The sequence below is a fragment of the Paenibacillus hamazuiensis genome, from assembly GCF_023276405.1.
Classification (GTDB): Bacteria; Bacillota; Bacilli; order Paenibacillales; family NBRC-103111; genus Paenibacillus_AF; species Paenibacillus_AF hamazuiensis.
The window spans coordinates 6,570,450-6,592,500 of record NZ_JALRMO010000001.1; the positions used below are offsets into that span (position 1 = coordinate 6,570,450).

Consider the following 22,051-nt stretch of genomic DNA (forward strand, 5'->3'; position numbering starts at 1 on the left):
TGAGAAGATAAAATCTGTACCCCTTCCCCGCCTCAAATATATCGCAATTGGCCCAAAAAGAAAAGAGAGCCGTCAGCGGCTCCCCAGTAGCGCTTACATTATGCACCTTCTTCGATAACCTCTTCCTCCGTGGCTGCGCGGTCATATTCAGCCAGAACGGCCGCCTGAATTTTCTCGCGGGTAGAGGAAGATATGGGATGAGCAATATCCCGAAACTCTCCGTCCGGAGTTCGCTTGCTGGGCATGGCCACAAACATGCCGTTGTTCCCGTCAATAACGCGAATATCGTGAACGACGAACTCGTTATCGATGGTTATGGAAGCAATGGCTTTCATTCTCCCTTCCGAGTTAACCCGGCGGAGTCTCACGTCTGTAATTTGCACTATTAGTTCACCACCTTTTCCCATATGAGAAGACTTGGTGTATAATTCCACATTTTAGGGCAAAATCCTTCTTTTATAAAAAGAAATTTCTAAAAAATTATAAATAGTTGCTTAATTTAAAATGTTTCGACATTTATCGCTGCAATAAGCTCGATTTCGACAAGAACATCCTTCGGAAGCCGCGCCACTTCGACAGTGGAGCGGGCCGGTTTATGGTCTCCGAAATAGGAAGCATATACTTCGTTAAGCGCTGCGAACTGGTTCATGTCCTTGATAAAAACCGTCGCTTTTACCACCTGGCCCAATGTGGCTCCGGCCGCTTCGAGCACCGCCTGCAAATTCCGGAACACCTGATGCGTTTGCTCTACGATGCCTCCCTGCACGACTTGTCCATCCAAACCGAGCGGAATTTGTCCGGAGGTAAAAATCAAATTGCCGACTTTCATTGCTTGCGAATAGGGACCGATTGCCGCCGGCGCCTCATTCGATGCGATCGTTTCCAATTTCATGCCGTTCATTCTCCTTCGTCAAAATAATTTCCGGGTACGACGGTAATTTGTCTCGTTTTGGAATCGACTCCGGACAGCCTGGCCAGAGAAACATACTCCTCGACCAAGTGTTCCTCGACTTCTCCCGACTCCACAAAAACGCCGACGCCTTTCACGGTTGCCTTGAATTCGCCGAGCAGATCCATCATGCCGTGGATCGTGCCGCCGACCCGCATAAAGTCGTCGATGATCAGCACCTTCGATTCTTCCTTCAACGCTCTCCGGGCAAGCGACATCGTCTGGATCCGCTTGTTCGAGCCGGACACGTAGTTGATGCTGACCGCGGAGCCTTCCGTCACTTTGTTGTCTCTGCGGACAATGACGACGGGCAGGTTCAAATACGATGCCGTCGCATAAGCGATCGGAATTCCTTTCGTTTCCACCGTCATGACGACATCGATGTCGCGTCCGGCGAACGCCGACGCAAACGTCTTGCCTATTTCATTCAAAACAAGCGGCTGCCCCATGATATCCGACATATACAAATACCCGCCGGGTAGAACCCGTTCGGGAAGCTCAAGCTGACGGCAAATACCCTCGATAAACTGCAGAGAAGCCCTCTTGGGCATGCGGGGAATGAATTTTACGCCGCCTGCCGCGCCCGCCAATGTTTGCAGCTCGCCGAGACCCTCGGCTTCGAATACCTCTTTAATAATCGCCAGATCCTCGCTGATCGAGGATTTCGCGGAATTGTATCGGTCAGCGAACGTTGTGAGCGGAATGAGCGTGTGGGGGCGAAACAGCAAATACTGTGTCATTTCCACCAACCTGGCACTTCGTTTCAATTTTTTCAATGTCAGCACCCCCTGATCCCAAAAAAATCCGAATATTATAATGAAAATATATCATTTTTATCCGTATTTATTCAAGATATTCATGAAAATTATTCTAACATCAACCTGACACATTCGCCCGAAACGTGAACATTATGTGAGCAGCCTCACCGCATACACATCCTTGCAAAATCCGCGAAGTCCGTTGAAAATTCGCGCCACCTTCGACTCCTTGGAAACAAGCCCGAATACGGTCGGCCCGCTGCCCGACATCAGCACGCCGTCGGCCCCCAGCCGCTGCATAACGTCCTTTAGCTGCCTCACCTCGGGATACAGCTTTATCGTCACTTCTTCGAGCACATTGCCCAGGTTTTCGCAAAGCAGCTCGAAGTTTTTTTCACGAATGGCCTGAAGCAGCAGCGCCGTATTGGGATGGTTTTGGATGTCCCGCGCTACAAGCTTGCCGTATATTTCGGAAGTCGACACATTGATGGCCGGTTTCGCCAGAATGACCCAGCATTGCGGCGGAGAATCGATCGCCTCCAGCTTTTCCCCGCGCCCGCGGGCCACGGCCGTCCCTCCTGTCACGCAAAAAGGTACGTCCGAGCCGAGTTCTTCCCCCAGCTTCTTCAGCTCCTCGTTTGATATATTCAGCCGCCACAGCTTATTCAGACCGCGCAGCGTGGCTGCGGCATCGCTGCTTCCGCCCGCCAGCCCGGCGGCGACCGGTATCTTTTTATCAAGATGAATGTAAACCCCCTGCTTCACCTCGTACCGGTCTTTGATCAGCTTCGCAGCTTGAAACGCCAAATTTTTCTCGTCCAAAGGTATGTATCCGGCCTGGCTGGAGATGATGATCGTATCCCGCGGCAGCTCCTGCATCTCGATCCGATCCGCCAGGTCGACCATGGTCATCACCATCTCCACCTCGTGGTAGCCGTCGTCCCTCTTGTACAGCACGTCGAGCGACAAGTTGATTTTGGCCGGCGCTTTTTCGTATATTTTCATTCTGCGACCTTCTTTCCAGCAAAAACTTACTTTCTTTACTATACCAAATGCCAAAGGCAAATACATCTTTTCGCTGGGGTACGTCCGCCCCCTAAATCCCCCCACCGGGGGGACCCCAGGCGCTCGGGCGACCTGGACCCGCCCGATATGCGCTGCCGCTCGCTTCTAGTTCGCGTTTGTCCGGCATGGATTTTACTTGCATAAAATCCTATGCCGCCACGCTCCACTCCTCCATCAAAGCAACTTCCCAGCATCCATCAGAGCACTCGCTTCGTTAGAGCCAGCCCGCATCCTGCGAACGGAAAAAAGACTAAAGCGCTATGCTTTAGCCTAAAACGTGCAGTCCGGTTAAATCCTCGGGTACTGGGGCTGAGGTTGGGTTTGACCGTTGTAAAGAGCGGTTTGCCGGGAATAACCCTGCTGTCCTGCAGGTTGGCGGGCGACATAGCCGCCTTGCTGCGGAGATTGCTGAGCGGCGGCGCCGTACGGGGTCTGGGTCGATTGAAAGCCGCCCGCAGGGGTCTGCTGGCCATATTGCTGCTTCGCCGCTTGCTCGGCGATTTGAATCGCCCGCTTAACCATGTTTCCGGCGTCCTTCGTGCGAATGCCGCCCCAGCCGTCTTTTTGAATCGTATCGTAAAATCCCAAGTCTTTCGCCAGCTCATATTTAAAGCTTTCCGACATTACGCCGCGTCTGTTTCTGCGTCCCATCGTGGGTAATCCTCCTTTAGTCGAATTGGTGTTAGTATGTGAAAAACCGTTTTTTTGCATACGATTCGGGTGCAAGGGAAGGCTACTCCGGAAATTAGAAAACGGCCCGCCTGGTCGGGGGCCGTTTGACATCAGTGTTGAATATACGTAATACGGAGTTGTCCGTCGTCATTCACTACGGTAACTTCCACGGATTCCGTCAAAATGTCAGCATAGCTGTAAGAGACTCGCTTGAACGCGTTTTGCTCTTGATCCAGCTTTACAATAAAAACCGAAGGGTAGGTTTCCTCCAAAACACCGGAACGTTCGATCGTCTTTCGGCGACCACCATTCGCTCGCAACATAATCTTCTGTCCGACATGAGGTTCCAAACTGCGTTTGATTTCCAACAGCGCATTTTTTGCCATTGTCCACTACCACCTCTTTCCTTGTTAATTATAACCCAATAGAGGTAGTATGTCAAACAAAGACAAATATTATAGCAGCATGACAAACTGGATGTCAATGCCCTTTTTGCCTATAATGGCGCTATTTTTCATCAACACCCCTTATTTTCGTTCACAAAAAATTCACAAAATTCAAAATCGCTTATTTTTCACAAAAGAAAAACGCCTTTACGGCGTTTGAAAATTACGCATAATACGGACTTTTGGGCAAGCCGATTCGGTGGCTTCCTCTCGATTCGATGCCGCCCAGCCCTTCCAGGCCGCTGCTGGTGAGGCTGATAACGTCCCTGATGTTAACCGTTTCTTTTACCGACGTATACGCAACTTTCGCGGCTATACATAGCGGATCCAGCGCATGAATGAGCACTCTGGCGGGAGAGCTGGCAAAGTTGGCGCCCGCTTGAAGCAGCGCTTCAAAATGCGATTGGCAGGCGCCTGCGACGACCGTCAGCGTGTCGCGGTTTTTCTCATATTGGCGGGCCACTTTCACCGCATTGACGAAGTTGTGGGAGTTTTTGTAGCTGCTCAGATTGCCCACATCGTTTCTGCGGTGCTTGAGAATGCCGTCATGTCCTGTAATGACGACGATATCGGGATTCGTTTGCGGGAGCAGACGGTACAGCGCCTCGGCCATACCCGCTTCGGGCACATAATATCCTTCCGCCGGAACCTTGAGCTCGCCGTACAGGCTCAAGCTCTTCCGCAAATACATCGGATCCCCGTCCAAATGAAGCACCTTCCCGGGGAGCTCGAAGTAAGACGGCACGCTCCCTTGACTGATCGCTCCGGGGTTTGGGACTTCCCGGTTTACCTCCGCGATTTGCGATTTAAGCCGCTGCATCGCTTTGTTCATCTCCGGATGATTGGATAAATAATAAGGGATGAGCTCCTGTCCCGAGGCTACCTCCAGATCGGCAACCGGCGAATCGGCGAGAAGCCGGTAATCGACGCCTCTCAGGATCGCATGGGTAGAGCGGAACTCCTGTATTTTAAACAGCACATCCCCGCCGTAAGACTTTCGGATGACAAGATCTCCTTGCTTCATGGCCATATCGCCTCCTCGTCTATCTTATGGCGAGGGTGGGCGTTTGGTGAGGGAAATTACTCCTATATCCCGGGTTTACCCGAGAAATTGCCGGAGGGCGCCGCTCAGACGCGCATATTCCTCGATGCTGAGCGTTTCCCCCCGGCGGGAAGGATCTATGTCCAGCTGCTGCAAAAGCTTCTCCAGCTCCGTTTTAGTCTCTTTGGTGAAAAAGCGGCTGCCCAGGTTATTGTATATCGTTTTTCGGCGCTGAGTGAAAGCCGCTTGAACGACCTCGAAGAAAAACGCCTCATCGGCCACCTCCACCGGAGGGCGGTCCCGCACCTTCAGTTTAATCACGGCCGAGTCCACATTCGGCTGCGGGATAAACACCGTATGCGGCACGACGGCGACAAGCTCCGGCTCGCAGTAATACTGAACCGCAATGCTCAAGCTTCCGTAATCCTTTTTCCCGGGTCTGGCCGCCATGCGTTCCGCCACTTCCTTCTGGATCATGACGACGATGTTCTCCAGCGGCAGCTTGTCCTCCAGAAGCTTCATGATGATCGGCGTCGTCACGTAATAGGGAAGGTTGGCAACCACGCTGACCCGGGATACCCCCTGAAAATTCTCGGCAAACAGCTTCGCAAGGTCCGTCTCAAGCACGTCTCCGTGAACTACCGTCGCATTCGGGTAAGGCTCCAGCGTCTCCTGCAGAATGGGAATAAGCCGCTGGTCAATCTCCACGGCAACGACCTTTCCGGCCCTCACCGCCAAGTGCTGGGTTAACGCGCCTATACCCGGCCCGATCTCCAGAGCTCCCTTCGAAGCGTCCAGCTCCGCGGCGCCGACAATTTTTTGCAGTGTGTTTTGGTCGATCAAAAAGTTTTGCCCCAAGCTTTTCTTCAAGGTAAGCCCATGCTTGCGAATCAAATCCTGCGTACGTTTCGGCGTAGCGATCAGCTCGTCGCCGCTCAGCTTTGTCGTCTCCATCCGTAACCCTCTTTACTCAAATTGGTCCAATACCCGGCGCATCGCGTCCGCAAACTCTTCTTTCGTAATCTGGAACATCCGGCACCGTTTGAAAAACTGCTTCCCGTTGCAGTACCCGATGCCGAGCAGCTTGCCGGCTTCCAGCCTTCTGGCCGCCGCCTGGGGGTGAACGATCAGCCCCGCGTCGATCAGGTCGCTCCAGCTGATTTCCGTGCCGCCCGCTTCATAATCGGTCCGTACGTGCGAGAGGGCATACCGGATCGCTTCAGGCGAGGCGTTTTCCACCCCGATGTCGCCGTTCTTCTCCGCCTGCTCCTGCGGCAGGAAAGCATGCTTGCATCCCGGCACCTTGGCCGTTATGATCTTGCGGATCCGTTCGCCCGCATGATCCGGGTCTGTAAACACGATGACTCCCCTGCGCTGCTGAGCCAGCCGAATCCTTTGGATGACGTCCTTATTGATCGCCGATCCGCCGGTTTCGATCGTTTCCGCCTCCACGGCCCGCCGAATGGCCGCCGTATCGTCCTTACCCTCCACAACAATGATTTCCTTGATCATAACCCATGCTCGTCCTCTCCTGCAAAGCGAAAAAGAAGAGGCGCTCAGCCTCTTCCCGACTTCTCGTTATCTATATGCATCAGTATACCCCAAATCCGGCAGCCGTTAATCTGCGGTCGGCTTCTTCGGACCGATGATATACACGGTATATCCGCGTTTAGTTCCAAATTTTGTCGCGTAATCGGCGCTATCGAAGTAAACGTCGATGATGTTCCCCTTTACTGCGCTGCCGATATCTTCTGCTCTGCGGAAACCGAGACCTTCGATATACACCCACCATCCAAGAGGAATGACCTTCGGGTCTACGGCGATAGTACGCCCTTCCGTCACGCGGGTCCCCGTCGAGGTGAGCCCGTATTGCGGATGATTGGCACTTTTGCCACCTGCACTTGCCGTGTAGGCGGTCAACGTCATGTTTTTGACAATTTGCTTATATCCAAATGTAACCCCGCTTTTCGTCACTTCGTCCATATTGGGAGAAGAAGCGGATAAGGCAATAACCGGATTTTTCGTGCCGACGGCCACCACTTTATTGACGCTTTCGGATTGTACTTCTTCTTTGACAATTTCCTCGGAAACAAGTTTGCCGTCTTCGTACACCTTTTCTTTCGTCTTCAGGACGACGCCTTCCTGGCCTTCCTGAACGGTCTGCTCTTTGCCCTTGAGCAGTTGGGCATCATTCTTTTTAACCACTTCGTAAGGGATCGTTTCGGTAAAATCCTCGGTTTCTTTCTTCACACGCACCACTTGAATGGCTGCATTGTCCGCAAGCGCGGTGTCGGCGGCAGGAATCACTTTATCCAGCTCCCCAACGGAAATATTCAAATCCTTCAGCGCGCTCTCTACCGTTTGCCCCGTCGTATATACCGTCTTCGTTTCCCCATCCGCCGTAAGCTGAACGGGCTTCGTATGGTCGATGACGATCCGGTCTCCGTTTTTGAGACTTGCCGTAAGCGGAACGGAAATGCGGTCGTGTTCCCCGACCTGGATATTTTGTTCATCCAGCAGCCGGCTCAGTTCCCATTGTCTTGTCTGGACAACGGATTCTTGGCCGTTAACAACCACGGTAACCCGCTTGATTGCGGTCCCGTATAACAACATCATGAACATGAAAGTCATAGCGATCGAAAATGCCGCTACAATGAGAATCGATCTCATGTTTTCATGCTTCCATCGCAATGCGAAGGACATGCTGGATGATCGTCTTACATGGGTTTCCGTTTGGATTGAGCCCACTTGTTCGGTCCTCCTTCAAAGCCCCGCCACCCGAGTGTAACGCATGATTTCATCTGACGCGACTATGGAAATTTGTTTTGCATTTTGTGAATAATTTAACTGAATTTCCCGCAGCAACTCGTGTACGCTTGGGATAACTGCAGCCGCCACCTCCTTGGCGTCCGCCCTTTAGAAAGGCATGGACAAAATACCCTCTCAATCGTATAGCCAAAAATGGCAACAAAAAAGCCACAGGAAAGAGGACTCTTCCCGTGACTTTGAAATTGCAAGCAAATTCAAACAGACACGACAATCGTTACCTCTCTCGTTACGCTTACGAGGTTAGCTGACGGATTCGGGCGTGAGAGTCGCCCTACCCAAAGCATTGAGGAATGCTCAGGATTCACCCCAAAAAAATGAACCGGCTTGCCGCCGATTGGTTCCCCCGTTTCCCACTTGGAAACTCAGCGTTCTGGAAAAATGGTAAATGGTAATTTGGTTTTGTTATTGTGTAGTTTACGCCGTATCGCCGGAACTGTAAAGCATACAAACTCGGCAAATCAAGGCGTATTTTTGGAAAATTAGATCATTTTCAGCCAATTGATCGAATATAATCCACTTTTTTCTGGCGTTAACCCCACAAATACTCATTATTTCTCCGTATATCTCAATTGCGAACAAAAAAGGGCACCCTTTACCCACACAAAAACTTAACGAATCCCGAATAATGTAATGGCGTTTACCGTGGTAACGTGAGCCAAATTTTCCAGCGGAATGCCCTTAATTTCGGCAGCGGCTTCGGCAACCAAACGCACATAACCGGTCTCGTTGCGCTTTCCTCGAAAAGGATGCGGAGTCAAATACGGGGCATCCGTCTCGATGAGCAATCGGTCCATCGGCACCTGGGCGAGCACTTCTTTTGGCTGTTTGGCATTTTTGTATGTAATCGGCCCGCCGAACGAAATGTAGAAGTTCATATCGAGGCATTGCTTGGCCGTTTCCCAACTGCCCGAGAAGCAGTGCATCACTCCTCCGACTTCGGAGGCCTTCTCTTCCTGCAGGATTTTTACGATGTCCTGATGAGCGTCCCGGTTATGTATGACGATCGGCTTGCCTACCTTGCGGGCAAGCCGAATTTGTTCGCGAAACACCCGATGCTGTACGTCTTTGGGAGACGTGTCCCAATAATAATCAAGACCGATCTCGCCGATCGCCACCACCTTGGGATGGCTGCAAAGCGATTCGATCCAGGCAAGATCTTCCTCCGTCATATCGACCGCATCGGTCGGGTGCCACCCGACGGTCGAATAGATGAATTCGTATTGTTCGGCGAGCTGAATGGAGGAAGGGATCGTTTCCCGATTAAATCCGACATTAACGATTCGACTTATTCCGTTCTGAATCGCCCGCTCGATGACCTCTTGTCGATCTTCATCGAATTGGCGGGCGTTCAGATGTGTATGCGTGTCGATGAGCATGCGGTTCTCCTTTTTTTTCTATTATAATGTTTAGCGCTAATTTGGTTCTCCTTTACTTAAACGAAGTCTCATTCCGGATCGAACAGCTTATGCAATTCGCGGGGAATCAGATCGGTGTGCCGCTCCGCCAGCTCGGCCGGATAGTACAAATGATATTTGCCCAGTTGAATGCCGCTGATGGACCGGACAATTTCCGACTTGCGGGAAATTTCCGTCAGAACGTCGCGTTGATCGAGCAGCAGTATCGGCAATTTTTCGTCATTTTCGCCGGGACGGTACACATCATACGACATGTCGGAAGGAAAATCAATTTCCAGGTAAAACGCCGGATCTATGCCGTGTTCCTGCATGTTTGTCCGAAGCTGCTCCATCAGCCCGGTGTCAACCCGGTCCATCGTCACATATTTGAACAGGTCGCGCTCCAGAAAGCGCCGGCTCAGGTCCGCCAGCACGCCGTCATCTTCGAGGGTCCATTGCATCAGGACAGTCTGCATCAGCGCTTCATCCAGCAAAATATAATCCTGCAAGGTAAGCGCACCCTGGAACAGGCAAAGCAGAGGCCGCACCATAAATTGAAATCTGTACCCTTCTTCATACAGCTGTTTGGCTCTTTGGAAAATTTTGTTCAATATAATTTCGGCGCTGCGCGTTACCGGATGAAAATACACCTGCCAGTACATTTGATATCTGGACATCAGGTAGTCCTCAACCGCATGCATGCCGCTTTCCTTGACGACGATGTGTCCCTTGTAAGGGCGCAGAACTCGCAAAATGCGCTCAAGATCAAAGGTGCCGTAATTGACGCCGGTAAAATAGGCATCTCTCAGCAAATAATCCATACGGTCCGCATCCAGTTGGCTTGAGACAAGGCTGACGACGATTTCCTGCCGGTACGTTTTCGCTATCACTCCGGCTACCTGCTGCGGGAACGTCGGCGATACCCGCTTGAGCACTTCGTTCACTTCGGTATCCCCGAGAACGATCCGGCAGGACCATTCCTCGTGGTGGGTACCGAACGTGCGTTCAATGGAATGGGAAAACGGACCGTGCCCGACATCGTGAAGAAGCGCCGCGCACAAGCAGAGCAGCCGCTCTTCCTTCGGCCAGTCTTCATATTGGTTTCTTTCGAACTGGGAGATGATTTTTCTCGTTACTTCATATACGCCGAGCGAATGGGAAAACCGGCTGTGCTCCGCTCCATGGAAAGTAAGAAAGCAAGTGCCGAGCTGGCGGATGCGGCGAAGCCTTTGAAACTCTTTCGTATTGATGAGATCCCAGATCGTTTCGTCCTGCACATAAATGTATTTATGCACAGGGTCTTTAAACACTTTTTCTTCCTTGAGCAAAGTCACGGTTCGATCACCTCGTCCAGCTGGATTGCCAGCGAATTAGCAGATCTTGTCTCTTTTTACTAAGCATACGCTAAATTTATCGGAAACGAAACCCATATCCGAGCCCTATCCCGGATTATCGTGGCATTTCGACAAATTCGCCTTTGTCTGTCGATGATATTTTTGTCGAATTATCTTGCTCTACTCTTCCAATTGTGCTATATCTAGAATAGTTGCATTTGCAATTGCGGTTCGTCTACTTTAGAATAAAAGCAAAGGCGCTTTTGGCAGTTGCCTTGCGGGACAAGGGTTCTCGAAAATATTCCAAAGAACCGCCGCTGTCAATCTTCTCCTCGATTTTGAAAATTTTTATAGAAATGCTTGAAAAGTAGGTTGACACATTTGGGAATGGTTGGTATCATAAGGAATGAGAAATATGTCGAATGTTGACGATTTTATTTCAAGTCATTTAATTATTGGAGAGGGGATTTATATATGATGAAATCCACAGGCATCGTAAGAAAAGTTGACGAGTTGGGTCGGGTCGTTATTCCGATCGAGCTGCGCAGAACACTCGGTATCGGCGAGAAGGACGCCCTGGAAATTTATGTTGACGGCGAGCGCATCATGCTTAAAAAATACGAGCCGGCTTGTATTTTTTGCGGCAACGCTGAAAATGTCACTTATTTCAAGGGAAAAATTGTTTGCCAAGATTGTTTGACCGAAATGCCAATACCTGTGACAAAATAAGAAAAATAGGTTATAATAGAGACATCACCACAACTACGGTAATTCTAACCTTTTTCATATCTCCTCTATTCCCTGATGCCGGGCAACCCGACATCAGGGATTTTTTTTGTGCAGGTTGCCCGGCATAAAACTCCCTTGTGCTTATGTCTGATGAAGCCGGTTGTACAGCTCCCGCTTCGGCATACCGCGGTCCGCCGCCGCTTGCTTGATAGCCTCTTTGCGATTGCCGAGCTGCTCCTCGTAACGGGCGACGTGCTCCTCCAGGCTTAGCGGCTCCCACCAAGCGGCATCGGTAGAGGCCGGGGGCACGGGCGGTTTTTGGGCGACGATGCAGTATTCCCCTTGAGGCGGGTGAGCCTCCAAGTGAAGAATGCACTGCCCGATCGTCCCGCGCGCCGCCTCCTCGTACCGCTTGGTCAGCTCACGCACCAGGCATACGGGATGGTCCTCGCCGAACACCTCCGCCATCACGGCGAGCGTCTTGTCCACGCGGTGCGGCGACTCGTAAAACATCAGCGTCCCATTGGCTGGCCCGAGCTGCTCCAGCTCGCTGCGCATCGCCTTCCGGTCGCGCGGCAGAAAGCCGACAAACGTAAACCGGTCTGTCGGCATGCCGGAGATGACCAGCGCCGATAAGGCCGCGTTCGCCCCGGGAATCGGAATGACGTCGATATCATGTTCTATCGCCAGCCGAACAAGGTCATATCCCGGATCGGAAATCGCCGGCATCCCGGCATCGCTGACTAAAGCGACGGAGTCGCCGGACTCCAGGATGCGTATCAACTCCGGCCCGCTGCTTGCCTTGTTATGCTCGTGATAGCTGACCAGCCTCGTCTGGATTTCGAAATGCGTCAGCAGCTTGCGCGTCTGCCGCGTATCTTCGGCGGCGATCCACTGGACTTCCTTCAGCGTGCGCACCGCCCGGAACGTCATGTCTTCCAGATTGCCGATCGGGGTGGCGACCAGATAAAGCTTGCCCGTTTCGGATTCTCGAAAGCTTTTTTGAATATGCACGTTGCGGCTCCTCATTCTTTCTCTTTTTCGCCGAGAGTCGTTTGACGGCCGTAATAGACGTCCATCAATTCCCGGCAGTATTCGTTATCTTCATTATAGACGATCAGCGGCGGCAGCATGCGCACCTCCGGCTTCCCGTCGCGCAGCGCCTCGATCAGCACCATATTCGCTTCGTCGCCGAGCCGCGGGTGGACTAACCGGATGCGCTTCGGCTCCAGCCGGTACTGCCGCATCGTGCAAAAAATTTCGACAAGCCGCTGCGGCCGGTGCACCATCGCCACTTTGCCGCCGCTTCGCACGAGCCGGCTGCTGATCCTGACCACATCCTCCAGCGTACAGTATACTTCATGGCGAGCAGCGGCGAAATGGCTGTTTACGTTTTGTTCGCCGCTTGGCACCGGCAAATACGGCGGATTTACGGTGACGAGGTCAAAGGACCCGTGCCCAAGCCGCTCCACCGCATCCTTGATATCGCCATGCACGATCCGGATCTGCTCGTCAAGCCCGTTCAGCTGCACGTTTCGCAGCGCCATGTCCGCCAGCCGGTCCTGAATTTCCACGCCGGTGATCCCCGATTTGGTACGGGTCGTCAGCAAAAGCGGGATCACTCCGTTGCCGGTGCATAAGTCGGCGATATGGCCGCGAACCGGCACGGAGCAAAAACGCGCGAGCAATACCGCATCCAGCGAGAAGCTGAACACTTCGTCGCTTTGTATGATTTTTAAATCGTTTGTCAGCAAATCGTCCACTCTTTCGGAGCTATGTATGGGGACGGAAACCATATCCAATTCCTTTCATTCCAAAAAAACCGTAGAGCTTGCAAGCCGCTCCACGGTTTTTGATTATTATTTATTAAAAAACGACAGGCAGAATAAGCAGTCGCCTTCCGTTCGCAAATGGCCGTAATACACGTTGCAAATGTGGAATCCCTCGTGGTACAGTCTCGCCAGGTTGTCGTAGCCTTCGCCAATCGCCGCCGCAGGGGGCTCCTGCGGGGCCGGATAAACCTGTTCCTGTACGGTACCGCCGCCGGACTCCTTCTTAAGGAGCTTGCGAAGCTGCCCGTTCTCTATGGAAAGACGTTTGTTTTCCTCCAGCAGCTCGACGATTTTTTGCTTCAGCTGGCCCAGTTCGGCGAACATGGTGCCGACCTGTTCTTCCATGACATCGATTTGTACAAAAATATCTCTCTTGTCCACTCTGCCACCCGCCTCGATTTACGCGGCCGGTTTACTGCTCTACCACATCGTCGAAAGGCAAATCCATCACCTTGCCGAGATCAAAGAGCTGCACCTTCGCCGTTCTTTCGTTCATGTTCAGCGCGACAACCCGCCCGTTGCCGTACGAAGTCACAACTTCGCGCCCTACGCGCGGCACGTCGTCTTTAGCACTTTCGTAGTTATCGTGCTCATATTTCAGACAGCACATCAACCTGCCGCAAAGTCCCGATATTTTCGTCGGATTCAGCGAAAGATTTTGATCTTTGGCCATTTTGATCGAAACCGGCTCGAAATCGCCCAAAAACGAGGAGCAGCATAATATGCGTCCGCACGGGCCGATCCCTCCCAGCATCTTCGCTTCATCCCTGACTCCGATTTGGCGCAGCTCGATCCGCGTACGGAAAATGCTCGCCAAATCTTTCACGAGCTCCCGGAAATCAACGCGGCCCTCCGCGGTAAAATAAAAAATGATCTTGTTGCGGTCAAATGTATACTCAACGTCCACCAGCTTCATTTTCAGCTGATGGTCCTTAATTTTATTCTGACAGGTTACAAACGCCTCTTTCGCCGCGGCCTTATTATCTTCCACCAGCTTGGCGTCGGTCTGATCGGCGATGCGAATGACCTTCTTAAGCGGCAGGACGACATCGTCTTCCTTGACCGTTTTTCTCCCGATGACCACCTTGCCGTACTCGATACCGCGGGCGGTTTCCACGATCACCGCGTTATCGCGCTCTACCGGCAGTTCGATCGGATCGAAATAATAGATTTTCCCCGCTTTTTTAAAACGGACTCCTACGACGGAATACAAGCTCACACCCCCTTCAATTGCAATAACATGCTTTCCATAACGAGCTGCGGGTTGGCATGGGCGCGAAGCCGCTTTTGCAGTTCCAGCGCCCGGTCCATTCCGCTGACCCAATGGTTCAATTCTTTTGACAAAGCTTGTCCCGTCATCCAATCAACCTGGTCTATATATATAAGGTTCCGTTTATTTCCCAAATGAAGCTGCACCATATCCTTGAGCCACAAAATGAGCAGATCCAGCAGCACGGGAAGATGGTCCGCAAGTTCGGATTTGCCTAACTTTTGCTGCGCAAGCAGCATTGCTGCCGGCAATCGGGTCAAGCTCTCCCTTGCTAATTGTACACCTAAGCTTCGGATTTCTGCAAACCAATTTCCTTGGATAAGTTCTCTAGCTGCATCGGGTCCGGCAGCCAAATGAACCGCGCAGTGGACTAGCGGAGCAGGATGCCCTTCGGATAGCAGCAGCTCGGTCATTTCGCGCCGGCTCATCGGCATAAACGGAATCCACTGAGAGCGCGACTGGATCGTCGGCAGCAGGGCATGTCCGTTTTCCGTCAGCAAAATGGCGACCACCCGCGAAGCAGGCTCTTCCAGAAACTTCAGCAAGCTGTTTGCGGCTTGAACGGTCATTTTATCGGCATCCTGTATGATGTACATCTTCGTGCCGGACGCCGAAGCGCGATAAGCGAACTCCTTTTGCAGCTCGCGGATTTGGTCGATTTTGATCGAAGCGCCGTCAGGCCCGATGTAATGAATATCCGGGTGGTTTCGGTGCTCGACCTTGCGGCAGTCCAGGCAGGTACCACAGGCATCGTCCGGCGAAACCCGGCAATAAATCGCTTGCGCAAAGGCCATGGCCATCGCCCTCTTCCCGGTACCCGCCGGGCCGCTGAATATATAAGCGTGGGACACGCTGTTTGTTCTCAGACTGTTCTGCAATATACGCTTCACGCGGTCCTGCCCGCGAATAGAATCGAATGACATGATCAACGCTCCAATGGTTAAAAGGCATAGTTGATCAGCATGCCGCGGATTTCCCCGATTTTATGCAAAATATCGATACGTCCCTGCTCGCTTTCGAGCATTTCGTCGGCCATGCTGAGCAACTCTTTATCGATTTCGTCGAGGATTTTGTACCGCTTGGTCCGTCCTCTGCGGTCCCAGCCCCGCGTTTCCTTCAAATGGACGCCGCGGCGTGCCGTTTCCTCCAAAAAATGCTTGACGAGCAGCTTATACTGCCGAAGCTCGCGCACCGTCATCGATTTGCTGAGCCGCTCGGCCTGCGCATGGATTTGCTGCAGCATTTTTTGCAGCTGCTCCTGGGTCGCCTTTTCCTCTTGCTGATGCATCATATCGGAGAAGCTTTTCGGTTGAAGCTGCGGAGAAGAAGTGTTATCGGCCACTTTCAATTCCTTGCCGAAAGGACGCCATCCCGGATTGATTTTCACTTGTGGCTCACCTTCCTCCGTCTTAGGTCGTCACCTGGTTTAAAAGTGCTCAAACCGCTCTACCGGCACGACGAAAACCGCCGCCCCGCCCACTTGTACTTCCACCGGGAACGGAATGTAGGAGTCGGTTGTTCCGCCCATCGGGGATACCGGCGTGACCATTTGCTCCCTGATTTTGCAGTTCGCCTTAATGATCTGCATCACCTCGCCGACCCGCTCGTCCTCGACTCCAATCATAAACGTCGTGTTGCCGGCGCGTAAAAACCCGCCGGTACTGGCCAGCTTGGTTGCACGGAACCCTTCCTTGATCAACGCGTTGGATAAACGGTTGCTGTCCTTGTCCTGTACAATGGCAATCACTAATTTCATGGTTAACGCCTCCTTCATTATACCTGATTTATGCGAAAAATGATGCAAGCAAACGGTTGCAATCGCTTAGGATGTCTTTGGCAATTTCCTCCTCGGGCCTGTTCGCATCGATGAGGACGACCCGATCTTTATTTTGCTCGGCAATACGCTGAAAGCCTTCCCTCACCTTGCGATGGTATTCCGCCGTTTTAAGCTCGATCCGGTCCAGGTTCGCGCCGCTAACCGTTTGCTGCCTGCGGCCAAGCCGCGTCAAGCTGATTTCCACCGGCACGTCCAGCATATAGGTTCTTCGGGGCTGAAGCCCGGAGCTGGCAAACCGGTTAATGGACCGTACCGTCTCTTCGTCCACCCCTAGACCGAATGCCTGGTAAGCCATGCTGGCGTCGATAAACCGGTCGCAAAGCACGATTTTCCCCGCTTCAAGAGCCGGTAAAATCAGTTCATGCACGTGCTGTGCACGGGATGCGGCATACAGCAGCACCTCCGCCTGGTCGACCATCTCCCGGTTGTTAGGAGATAGAAGCACCTCCCTGATCTGGTCGCTGATCGCGGTACCTCCCGGCTCCCGCGTTACGACAACTTCATGTCCTTGAGCCTGCAGCTGCGCGGCCAAACCTTTGAGCTGTGTCGTTTTTCCTGCGCCGTCCGGGCCTTCGAACGTAATAAATAATCCTTTCACTTGGTCCTCCTGGTACTATCTCTGCATGAAATTGATATTTCAACTTTGATCTGAAAAAAAAGAAGCTGTCACAACTGCAATCGTTCCATCCATGCCCGGAGGGAGTCCTTGAAATTTGGCGCCCGAATCGCTCAGTATTTGCAGTTCGTCGGCAATTTCCACGGTTATTCGCTCTCCCGGATATAACATGGGTATGCCTGGAGGATAAGGTACAATCATTTCCGCCGAACTAAACCCTACGGCTTGTTCGAAAGGCAACCGTTTCGCCGCTACCATGTGCCGGATCATAGCCATACTGAATGATACAGGGGCGGATACCTTCATGGGTGGGGTTAAATTATATATATTCGTTGTCTCCGGCATAAGTTCCTTCTTATCCAATCGCAAATCGGCATAAACGTCGGAAAAAGCTTCGTACAGCTTGACCGCATCCAGATGCGTCGAAGCCGGACTGAATACGAGCAGGGCGTAACGGGGATCCGCCATCTCGCAGTAACATCCCCGCTTTTCGAGTTCGTCCTTCAATTGGAAACCGTTCAGCGTTCCGGTCCGATCCTCCGCCAGCACCTTAAACGGATCTTTGGAAGCAACGGCTAAGGAGGGCTCCATTTGGCTGATGATTCGAAAAGCGGGCAATTCGCGCATAAGGCCGACAAATTCGCGGAGATGCGCAAGCGCGCGTTCCAGCAAATTTCGACCTTCAGTCTGCATTTGCTTTCGCGCCAAATCCAGACTTGCCATAATCGGGTAAGACGGGCTTGAGCTTTGCAGCATTCCCAGTATCCGTGCCAATACGGTTCGATCCACCCTTTCTCCCTGCACATGCAGCATGGCCCCCATCGTCATCGCCGTGAGCATTTTATGGGTCGATTGTACGACTATGTCCGCCCCTTCCATTAAAGCAGACCTCGGCAGCTCCGGATGAAACCCGTAATGTGCGCCATGAGCCTCATCCACCAACAACGGCTTACGATGCCCATGCATAAGCTCGGCCAAATCTCCAACCCGGGCGCCCATCCCGTAATAGTTCGGATTTGTGATCAGGAGGCCCTTCGCTTCGGGATACGCAGCCAGCGCTTCGGCGACGTCCTCCGCTGCGAGCGTTCCGGCAAGACCGGTGAACTTGTCCATTTGCGGCGCGATAAACACCGCTCTGACCCCCGCCAGCATGAGTCCGTGGATAACCGACTTATGCACGTTTCTTTGGACCAGCAGGATGTCGTCTTTCCCGCAGACCGTCAGGATCATCGCCAAATTGCCGGTCGTACTGCCATTGACCAAGAAGAATGTCTCTTCCGCACCAAAACATCGGGCCGCCAGGAGCTGCGCCTCCCGAATGACTTCTTCGGGATGATGGAGATCGTCGAGCCCGGTAATTTCCGTCAGGTCTATTTTCGCGATTTGCCCGTAATGACTTAATGCCTGAGGCAGTATACCCTGCCCCGATTTATGACCGGGTACGTGAAAGCTGATAGAGCGGCGATCCGCATGCTCGAGTAATTTTTCATATAATGGAGCTTTATCGTCGTTCATAGGCGATCTCCTATTCTTATCATAGCTCATACATTTTCTGCTGAATCGCGGTCGCTTGTCTTGGGTAGTTCTGATTCAGAAACCTTTCTTTTATTGTAACGGATCGATACCTCGGCAGCCAAAATAAAAAAAGGCTTCTCTCAGCCAAAGAAGAGAAAGCCCTGTGCGGCTACGCATTCATTTTATATAAAATCCGTTTCATTTGATGTATGAAGAACGGATATTTGGCATCTTTGACATCCGTGCGCACCATCTCCGCTTCGCACTCGTCGCATATAAATTCAGTAATGATCATGATGCCTTCCTTCTTCTGCTGCCCGCAGATAATGCAAGTGCATGGTTCTTGCTGCCGCTCCGCCATCTCGCTCATGCCTTTCACCCCTAGTCTTTTTTCTATCAGTATACCCATCGTTCTATCTCGTTAAAACTAGAGACTTTGCTTTTTGTTACTACATCTGTATGTCACTGTGCATCTTTAGGTGACGGCATGAAAAAACTTATGTTTTTCGAACGGTATACCGATAAACATAAATAGTTATTCGTCTTTATACTTTATACCCGGAGGAAAACCGTGAACGAACGTCAACTGCCCAAAGAATCTACTATATATAACTACCGTTTGCTAACCAGAGTAAGGTATTCGACGGTTTACCGCTATTCTTATCTTGGCCTGCTCGCCGCCTGCTTCGCTTACGATTTGTATCAAAAAGACCCTTTGCGTCTGCCGATATGTATTTTTTTGACAGCTCTTGTTCACCATTGGTTTATCCGCCTTTTGTTTAAAATGAAGGAGGAGCGTACACCGCTTAAATCGTGGTCTTATCATGCCGCACTGCCGTGGATCGGTCTCGTCCCCGATCAATATTATTCGTTGTCCAAGTTTAAAAAAAACAACCTGCAGCTGTTTTGGGTACCACTTCTTATCATCGCATGTACATACCCGTGGGTTTCAACGTCCACATTGCTTCATTTGATTGGCGTGCATATTTGGCTATTGGCTCCCCGGTTTCTTATTCTGCTTCGGTTTAAAAAACATACGAAGATAGGTCTGATCAAAATCAATCCGCAGGATACCTCGTGTTACACTCAATAAACGCAATAAAGCCGCTGCAAATGCAGCGGCTTTATTGCGTTTATTGAGTGTTGCTCCCTGAAAACTAGATGCGAATCACTTCAAGTTACGCTTTAGAATTTATCCTTTTGGGCCCCGAGAAAGTAATCGGAATATGCTTCGTCAGCGTCTTCTTCACTTTCTTGGGTACTTTTTTGGTTAAGCCCTCGACCGATTAGTATTCGTCAGCTCCACACGTTACCGCGCTTCCACCCCGAACCTATCTACCTCGTCGTCTACAAGGGGTCTTACATACTGGGAAATCTCATCTTGAGGGGGGCTTCACGCTTAGATGCTTTCAGCGCTTATCCCTTCCGTACTTGGCTATCCAGCCGTGCCTCTGGCGAGACAACTGGTACACCAGCGGTACGTCCATCCCGGTCCTCTCGTACTAAGGACAGCTCCTCTCAAATTTCCTACGCCCGCGACAGATAGGGACCGAACTGTCTCACGACGTTCTGAACCCAGCTCGCGTACCGCTTTAATGGGCGAACAGCCCAACCCTTGGGACCTACTTCAGCCCCAGGATGCGATGAGCCGACATCGAGGTGCCAAACCTCCCCGTCGATGTGGACTCTTGGGGGAGATAAGCCTGTTATCCCCAGGGTAGCTTTTATCCGTTGAGCGATGGCCCTTCCATTCGGTACCACCGGATCACTAAGCCCGACTTTCGTCCCTGCTCGACCTGTTTGTCTCGCAGTCAAGCTCCCTTCTGCCTTTGCACTCTTCGAATGATTTCCAACCATTCTGAGGGAACCTTGGGGCGCCTCCGTTACTCTTTAGGAGGCGACCGCCCCAGTCAAACTGCCCACCTGACACTGTCCCCATACCCGATCAGGGTACCAGGTTAGAACTCCGATACGATCAGGGTGGTATCCCAACGTCGCCTCCACACAAGCTGGCGCTCATGCTTCAAAGGCTCCCACCTATCCTGTACAGATCGTACCAAAGTCCAATATCAAGCTGCAGTAAAGCTCCATGGGGTCTTTCCGTCTTGTCGCGGGTAACCTGCATCTTCACAGGTATTAAAATTTCACCGGATCTCTCGTCGAGACAGCGCCCAAGTCGTTACGCCATTCGTGCGGGTCAGAATTTACCTGACAAGGAATTTCGCTACCTTAGGACCGTTATAGTTACGGCCGCCGTTTACTGGGGCTTCGGTTCACAGCTTCGGTTTGCACCTTACCGCTCCCCTTAACCTTCCAGCACCGGGCAGGCGTCAGCCCGTATACTTCGCCTTGCGGCTTCGCACAGACCTGTGTTTTTGCTAAACAGTCGCTTGGGCCTTTTCACTGCGGCCCCCTCCGGCTATTCACCTTACCGGGGCACCCCTTCTCCCGAAGTTACGGGGTCATTTTGCCGAGTTCCTTAACGAGAGTTCTTCCGCGCGCCTTAGAATTCTCTTCTCGCCTACCTGTGTCGGTTTGCGGTACGGGCACCTTCTCCCTGGCTAGAGGCTTTTCTTGGCAGCTTGAGATCATGACCTTCGGTACTCCCGAAGTTTCCCTCCCCATCACAGCTCAGCCTTATCGATGCGCGGATTTGCCTACGCACCAGCCTTACTGCTTGGACGGACATCCATCAGTCCGCGTCACTACCCTTCTGCGTCACCCCATTGCTCATAACGGTTCACGGTGGTACAGGAATTTCGACCTGTTGTCCTTCGACTACGCCTTTCGGCCTCGCCTTAGGTCCCGACTAACCCTGAGCGGACGAACCTTCCTCAGGAACCCTTAGGCTTTCGGCGGATGGGATTCTCACCCATCTTTTCGTTACTCATACCGGCATTCTCACTTGTATACAGTCCACCTGTCCTTACAGTCAAGCTTCTACCCGTATACAACGCTCCCCTACTGCCCATTACTGGACCCATAGCTTCGGTGGTGTGTTTAGCCCCGTTACATTTTCGGCGCAGAGTCACTCGACCAGTGAGCTATTACGCACTCTTTCAATGGTGGCTGCTTCTAAGCCAACATCCTGGTTGTCTGTGCAACTCCACATCCTTTCCCACTTAACACACACTTGGGGACCTTAGCTGATGATCTGGGCTGTTTCCCTCTTGACGATGGATCTTAGCACTCACCGTCTGACTCCCGGGTATAAGTATGCGGCATTCAGAGTTTGACTGGACTTGGTAACCCTTGGCGGGCCCCGCACCCAATCAGTGCTTTACCTCCGCTACTCTTATCCCGAGGCTAGCCCTAAAGCTATTTCGGGGAGAACCAGCTATCTCCGAGTTCGATTGGAATTTCTCCCCTACCCCCACCTCATCCCCGAACTTTTCAACGTTCGTGGGTTCGGGCCTCCAGTGCGTGTTACCGCACCTTCACCCTGGACAGGGGTAGATCACACGGTTTCGGGTCTACGCCCACGTACTCAAGTCGCCCTATTCAGACTCGCTTTCGCTGCGGCTTCGGCTCTTCACCTTAACCTCGCACGTGAACGTAACTCGCCGGTTCATTCTACAAAAGGCACGCCATCACCCTTTAACGGGCTCTGACTTCTTGTAAGCACACGGTTTCAGGTTCTGTTTCACTCCGCTCCCGCGGTTCTTTTCACCTTTCCCTCACGGTACTGCTTCACTATCGGTCGCTAGGGAGTATTTAGCCTTGGCAGATGGTCCTGCCTGCTTCCCACGGGGTTCCTCGTGTC

The 22,051-nt window shown here is 52.0% G+C and carries 24 protein-coding genes, 1 rRNA gene and 1 riboswitch (1 of these 26 running past the window's edge); of the genes, 2 read left to right on the top strand and 23 right to left on the bottom strand.

The window, feature by feature from the left end; translation table 11 throughout:
* Positions 1–98: 98 nt before the first annotated feature.
* The 12 genes from spoVG to MYS68_RS28840 form a co-directional block, all read right to left on the bottom strand.
* Positions 99–383 (bottom strand): septation regulator SpoVG, encoded by a 285-nt coding sequence (gene spoVG / locus MYS68_RS28785; protein ID WP_127610130.1) that lies wholly within the window; start codon positions 381–383, stop codon positions 99–101.
* Between the two features lie 116 nt (positions 384–499).
* Positions 500–892 carry a RidA family protein gene (locus MYS68_RS28790; RefSeq protein WP_248929104.1) on the bottom strand — a complete coding sequence of 131 codons (393 nt, stop codon included), beginning with the start codon at positions 890–892 and terminating at the stop codon, positions 500–502.
* Between the two features lie 5 nt (positions 893–897).
* The gene (gene purR / locus MYS68_RS28795) at positions 898–1,725 is read right to left on the bottom strand and encodes a pur operon repressor (protein WP_248929105.1); all 828 of its coding nucleotides are present in this window, start codon (positions 1,723–1,725) and stop codon (positions 898–900) included.
* Positions 1,726–1,857: 132 nt separating this feature from the next.
* Positions 1,858–2,712: a 4-(cytidine 5'-diphospho)-2-C-methyl-D-erythritol kinase gene (ispE, locus tag MYS68_RS28800; RefSeq protein ID WP_248929106.1), complete on the bottom strand. Its 855-nt coding sequence runs from the start codon at positions 2,710–2,712 to the stop codon at positions 1,858–1,860.
* Positions 2,713–3,060: 348 nt separating this feature from the next.
* Complete coding sequence (locus tag MYS68_RS38670; RefSeq protein WP_275983540.1) at positions 3,061–3,423, bottom strand: small, acid-soluble spore protein, alpha/beta type; 363 nt, start codon at positions 3,421–3,423, stop codon at positions 3,061–3,063.
* A gap of 131 nt (positions 3,424–3,554) precedes the next feature.
* Positions 3,555–3,830: a biofilm formation stimulator Veg gene (gene veg, locus MYS68_RS28810; protein ID WP_248929107.1), complete on the bottom strand. Its 276-nt coding sequence runs from the start codon at positions 3,828–3,830 to the stop codon at positions 3,555–3,557.
* A 223-nt stretch (positions 3,831–4,053) separates the two neighbouring features.
* Positions 4,054–4,914, bottom strand: a complete 861-nt coding sequence (gene yabG, locus MYS68_RS28815; protein ID WP_248929108.1) for a sporulation peptidase YabG — start codon at positions 4,912–4,914, stop codon at positions 4,054–4,056.
* Positions 4,915–4,989: 75 nt separating this feature from the next.
* On the bottom strand, positions 4,990–5,871 hold the full coding sequence (rsmA, locus tag MYS68_RS28820; protein ID WP_338043679.1) for a 16S rRNA (adenine(1518)-N(6)/adenine(1519)-N(6))-dimethyltransferase RsmA: 882 nt from the start codon (positions 5,869–5,871) through the stop codon (positions 4,990–4,992).
* A 27-nt stretch (positions 5,872–5,898) separates the two neighbouring features.
* On the bottom strand, positions 5,899–6,444 hold the full coding sequence (gene rnmV, locus MYS68_RS28825) for a ribonuclease M5 (protein WP_248929110.1): 546 nt from the start codon (positions 6,442–6,444) through the stop codon (positions 5,899–5,901).
* Between the two features lie 105 nt (positions 6,445–6,549).
* Entirely contained in the window at positions 6,550–7,635 is a 1,086-nt protein-coding gene (locus tag MYS68_RS28830) for a 3D domain-containing protein (RefSeq protein ID WP_248931041.1), read from the bottom strand.
* 339 nt (positions 7,636–7,974) lie between these two features.
* A riboswitch (cyclic di-AMP (ydaO/yuaA leader) is annotated at positions 7,975–8,139 on the bottom strand.
* A gap of 230 nt (positions 8,140–8,369) precedes the next feature.
* Positions 8,370–9,137: a TatD family hydrolase gene (locus MYS68_RS28835; protein ID WP_248929111.1), complete on the bottom strand. Its 768-nt coding sequence runs from the start codon at positions 9,135–9,137 to the stop codon at positions 8,370–8,372.
* A gap of 68 nt (positions 9,138–9,205) precedes the next feature.
* Entirely contained in the window at positions 9,206–10,489 is a 1,284-nt protein-coding gene (locus MYS68_RS28840) for an HD domain-containing protein (RefSeq protein ID WP_248929112.1), read from the bottom strand.
* A gap of 474 nt (positions 10,490–10,963) precedes the next feature.
* Between MYS68_RS28840 and MYS68_RS28845 the strand changes: the two genes are divergently transcribed.
* A complete protein-coding gene (locus tag MYS68_RS28845) occupies positions 10,964–11,218 on the top strand; it encodes an AbrB/MazE/SpoVT family DNA-binding domain-containing protein (RefSeq protein WP_248929113.1) in 255 nt (84 codons plus the stop codon).
* A 141-nt stretch (positions 11,219–11,359) separates the two neighbouring features.
* Here MYS68_RS28845 and rsmI read toward each other — a convergent pair whose 3' ends face one another.
* The 10 genes from rsmI to MYS68_RS28895 form a co-directional block, all read right to left on the bottom strand.
* Entirely contained in the window at positions 11,360–12,232 is an 873-nt protein-coding gene (rsmI, locus tag MYS68_RS28850; RefSeq protein ID WP_248929114.1) for a 16S rRNA (cytidine(1402)-2'-O)-methyltransferase, read from the bottom strand.
* Between the two features lie 11 nt (positions 12,233–12,243).
* A complete protein-coding gene (locus tag MYS68_RS28855; protein WP_248931042.1) occupies positions 12,244–13,014 on the bottom strand; it encodes a tRNA1(Val) (adenine(37)-N6)-methyltransferase in 771 nt (256 codons plus the stop codon).
* A gap of 63 nt (positions 13,015–13,077) precedes the next feature.
* A complete protein-coding gene (gene yabA, locus MYS68_RS28860) occupies positions 13,078–13,431 on the bottom strand; it encodes a DNA replication initiation control protein YabA (protein ID WP_248929115.1) in 354 nt (117 codons plus the stop codon).
* 31 nt (positions 13,432–13,462) lie between these two features.
* On the bottom strand, positions 13,463–14,263 hold the full coding sequence (locus tag MYS68_RS28865) for a PSP1 domain-containing protein (protein ID WP_248929116.1): 801 nt from the start codon (positions 14,261–14,263) through the stop codon (positions 13,463–13,465).
* 2 nt (positions 14,264–14,265) lie between these two features.
* The gene (holB, locus tag MYS68_RS28870) at positions 14,266–15,243 is read right to left on the bottom strand and encodes a DNA polymerase III subunit delta' (protein WP_248929117.1); all 978 of its coding nucleotides are present in this window, start codon (positions 15,241–15,243) and stop codon (positions 14,266–14,268) included.
* Positions 15,244–15,260: 17 nt separating this feature from the next.
* Positions 15,261–15,707 carry a YaaR family protein gene (locus tag MYS68_RS28875; protein WP_248929118.1) on the bottom strand — a complete coding sequence of 149 codons (447 nt, stop codon included), beginning with the start codon at positions 15,705–15,707 and terminating at the stop codon, positions 15,261–15,263.
* 39 nt (positions 15,708–15,746) lie between these two features.
* Entirely contained in the window at positions 15,747–16,076 is a 330-nt protein-coding gene (locus MYS68_RS28880; protein ID WP_248929119.1) for a cyclic-di-AMP receptor, read from the bottom strand.
* A 28-nt stretch (positions 16,077–16,104) separates the two neighbouring features.
* A complete protein-coding gene (gene tmk, locus MYS68_RS28885) occupies positions 16,105–16,755 on the bottom strand; it encodes a dTMP kinase (protein WP_248929120.1) in 651 nt (216 codons plus the stop codon).
* Between the two features lie 39 nt (positions 16,756–16,794).
* Positions 16,795–18,288 carry an aminotransferase class I/II-fold pyridoxal phosphate-dependent enzyme gene (locus tag MYS68_RS28890; RefSeq protein ID WP_248929121.1) on the bottom strand — a complete coding sequence of 498 codons (1,494 nt, stop codon included), beginning with the start codon at positions 18,286–18,288 and terminating at the stop codon, positions 16,795–16,797.
* Positions 18,289–18,457: 169 nt separating this feature from the next.
* Complete coding sequence (locus MYS68_RS28895; RefSeq protein ID WP_248929122.1) at positions 18,458–18,658, bottom strand: sigma factor G inhibitor Gin; 201 nt, start codon at positions 18,656–18,658, stop codon at positions 18,458–18,460.
* A gap of 201 nt (positions 18,659–18,859) precedes the next feature.
* On the opposite strand from MYS68_RS28895, the gene MYS68_RS28900 reads away from it, so the two are divergent.
* Entirely contained in the window at positions 18,860–19,381 is a 522-nt protein-coding gene (locus MYS68_RS28900) for a hypothetical protein (RefSeq protein ID WP_248929123.1), read from the top strand.
* 173 nt (positions 19,382–19,554) lie between these two features.
* On the opposite strand, the gene MYS68_RS28905 is transcribed toward MYS68_RS28900, so the two are convergent.
* Positions 19,555–22,051 (bottom strand): 23S ribosomal RNA (locus MYS68_RS28905) (it continues 418 nt past the right edge of the window).

Coding starts and splice junctions, on each gene's coding strand:
- MYS68_RS28790 (WP_248929104.1), bottom strand. CDS start 892: ATGAAATTGGAAACGATCGCATCGAATGAGGCGCCGGCGGCAATCGGT.
- ispE (WP_248929106.1), bottom strand. CDS start 2,712: ATGAAAATATACGAAAAAGCGCCGGCCAAAATCAACTTGTCGCTCGAC.
- MYS68_RS38670 (WP_275983540.1), bottom strand. CDS start 3,423: ATGGGACGCAGAAACAGACGCGGCGTAATGTCGGAAAGCTTTAAATAT.
- veg (WP_248929107.1), bottom strand. CDS start 3,830: ATGGCAAAAAATGCGCTGTTGGAAATCAAACGCAGTTTGGAACCTCAT.
- yabG (WP_248929108.1), bottom strand. CDS start 4,914: ATGAAGCAAGGAGATCTTGTCATCCGAAAGTCTTACGGCGGGGATGTG.
- rnmV (WP_248929110.1), bottom strand. CDS start 6,444: ATGATCAAGGAAATCATTGTTGTGGAGGGTAAGGACGATACGGCGGCC.
- MYS68_RS28830 (WP_248931041.1), bottom strand. CDS start 7,635: ATGTCCTTCGCATTGCGATGGAAGCATGAAAACATGAGATCGATTCTC.
- MYS68_RS28835 (WP_248929111.1), bottom strand. CDS start 9,137: ATGCTCATCGACACGCATACACATCTGAACGCCCGCCAATTCGATGAA.
- MYS68_RS28845 (WP_248929113.1), top strand. CDS start 10,964: ATGATGAAATCCACAGGCATCGTAAGAAAAGTTGACGAGTTGGGTCGG.
- MYS68_RS28855 (WP_248931042.1), bottom strand. CDS start 13,014: ATGGTTTCCGTCCCCATACATAGCTCCGAAAGAGTGGACGATTTGCTG.
- holB (WP_248929117.1), bottom strand. CDS start 15,243: ATGTCATTCGATTCTATTCGCGGGCAGGACCGCGTGAAGCGTATATTG.
- MYS68_RS28880 (WP_248929119.1), bottom strand. CDS start 16,076: ATGAAATTAGTGATTGCCATTGTACAGGACAAGGACAGCAACCGTTTA.
- MYS68_RS28890 (WP_248929121.1), bottom strand. CDS start 18,288: ATGAACGACGATAAAGCTCCATTATATGAAAAATTACTCGAGCATGCG.
- MYS68_RS28895 (WP_248929122.1), bottom strand. CDS start 18,658: ATGAGCGAGATGGCGGAGCGGCAGCAAGAACCATGCACTTGCATTATC.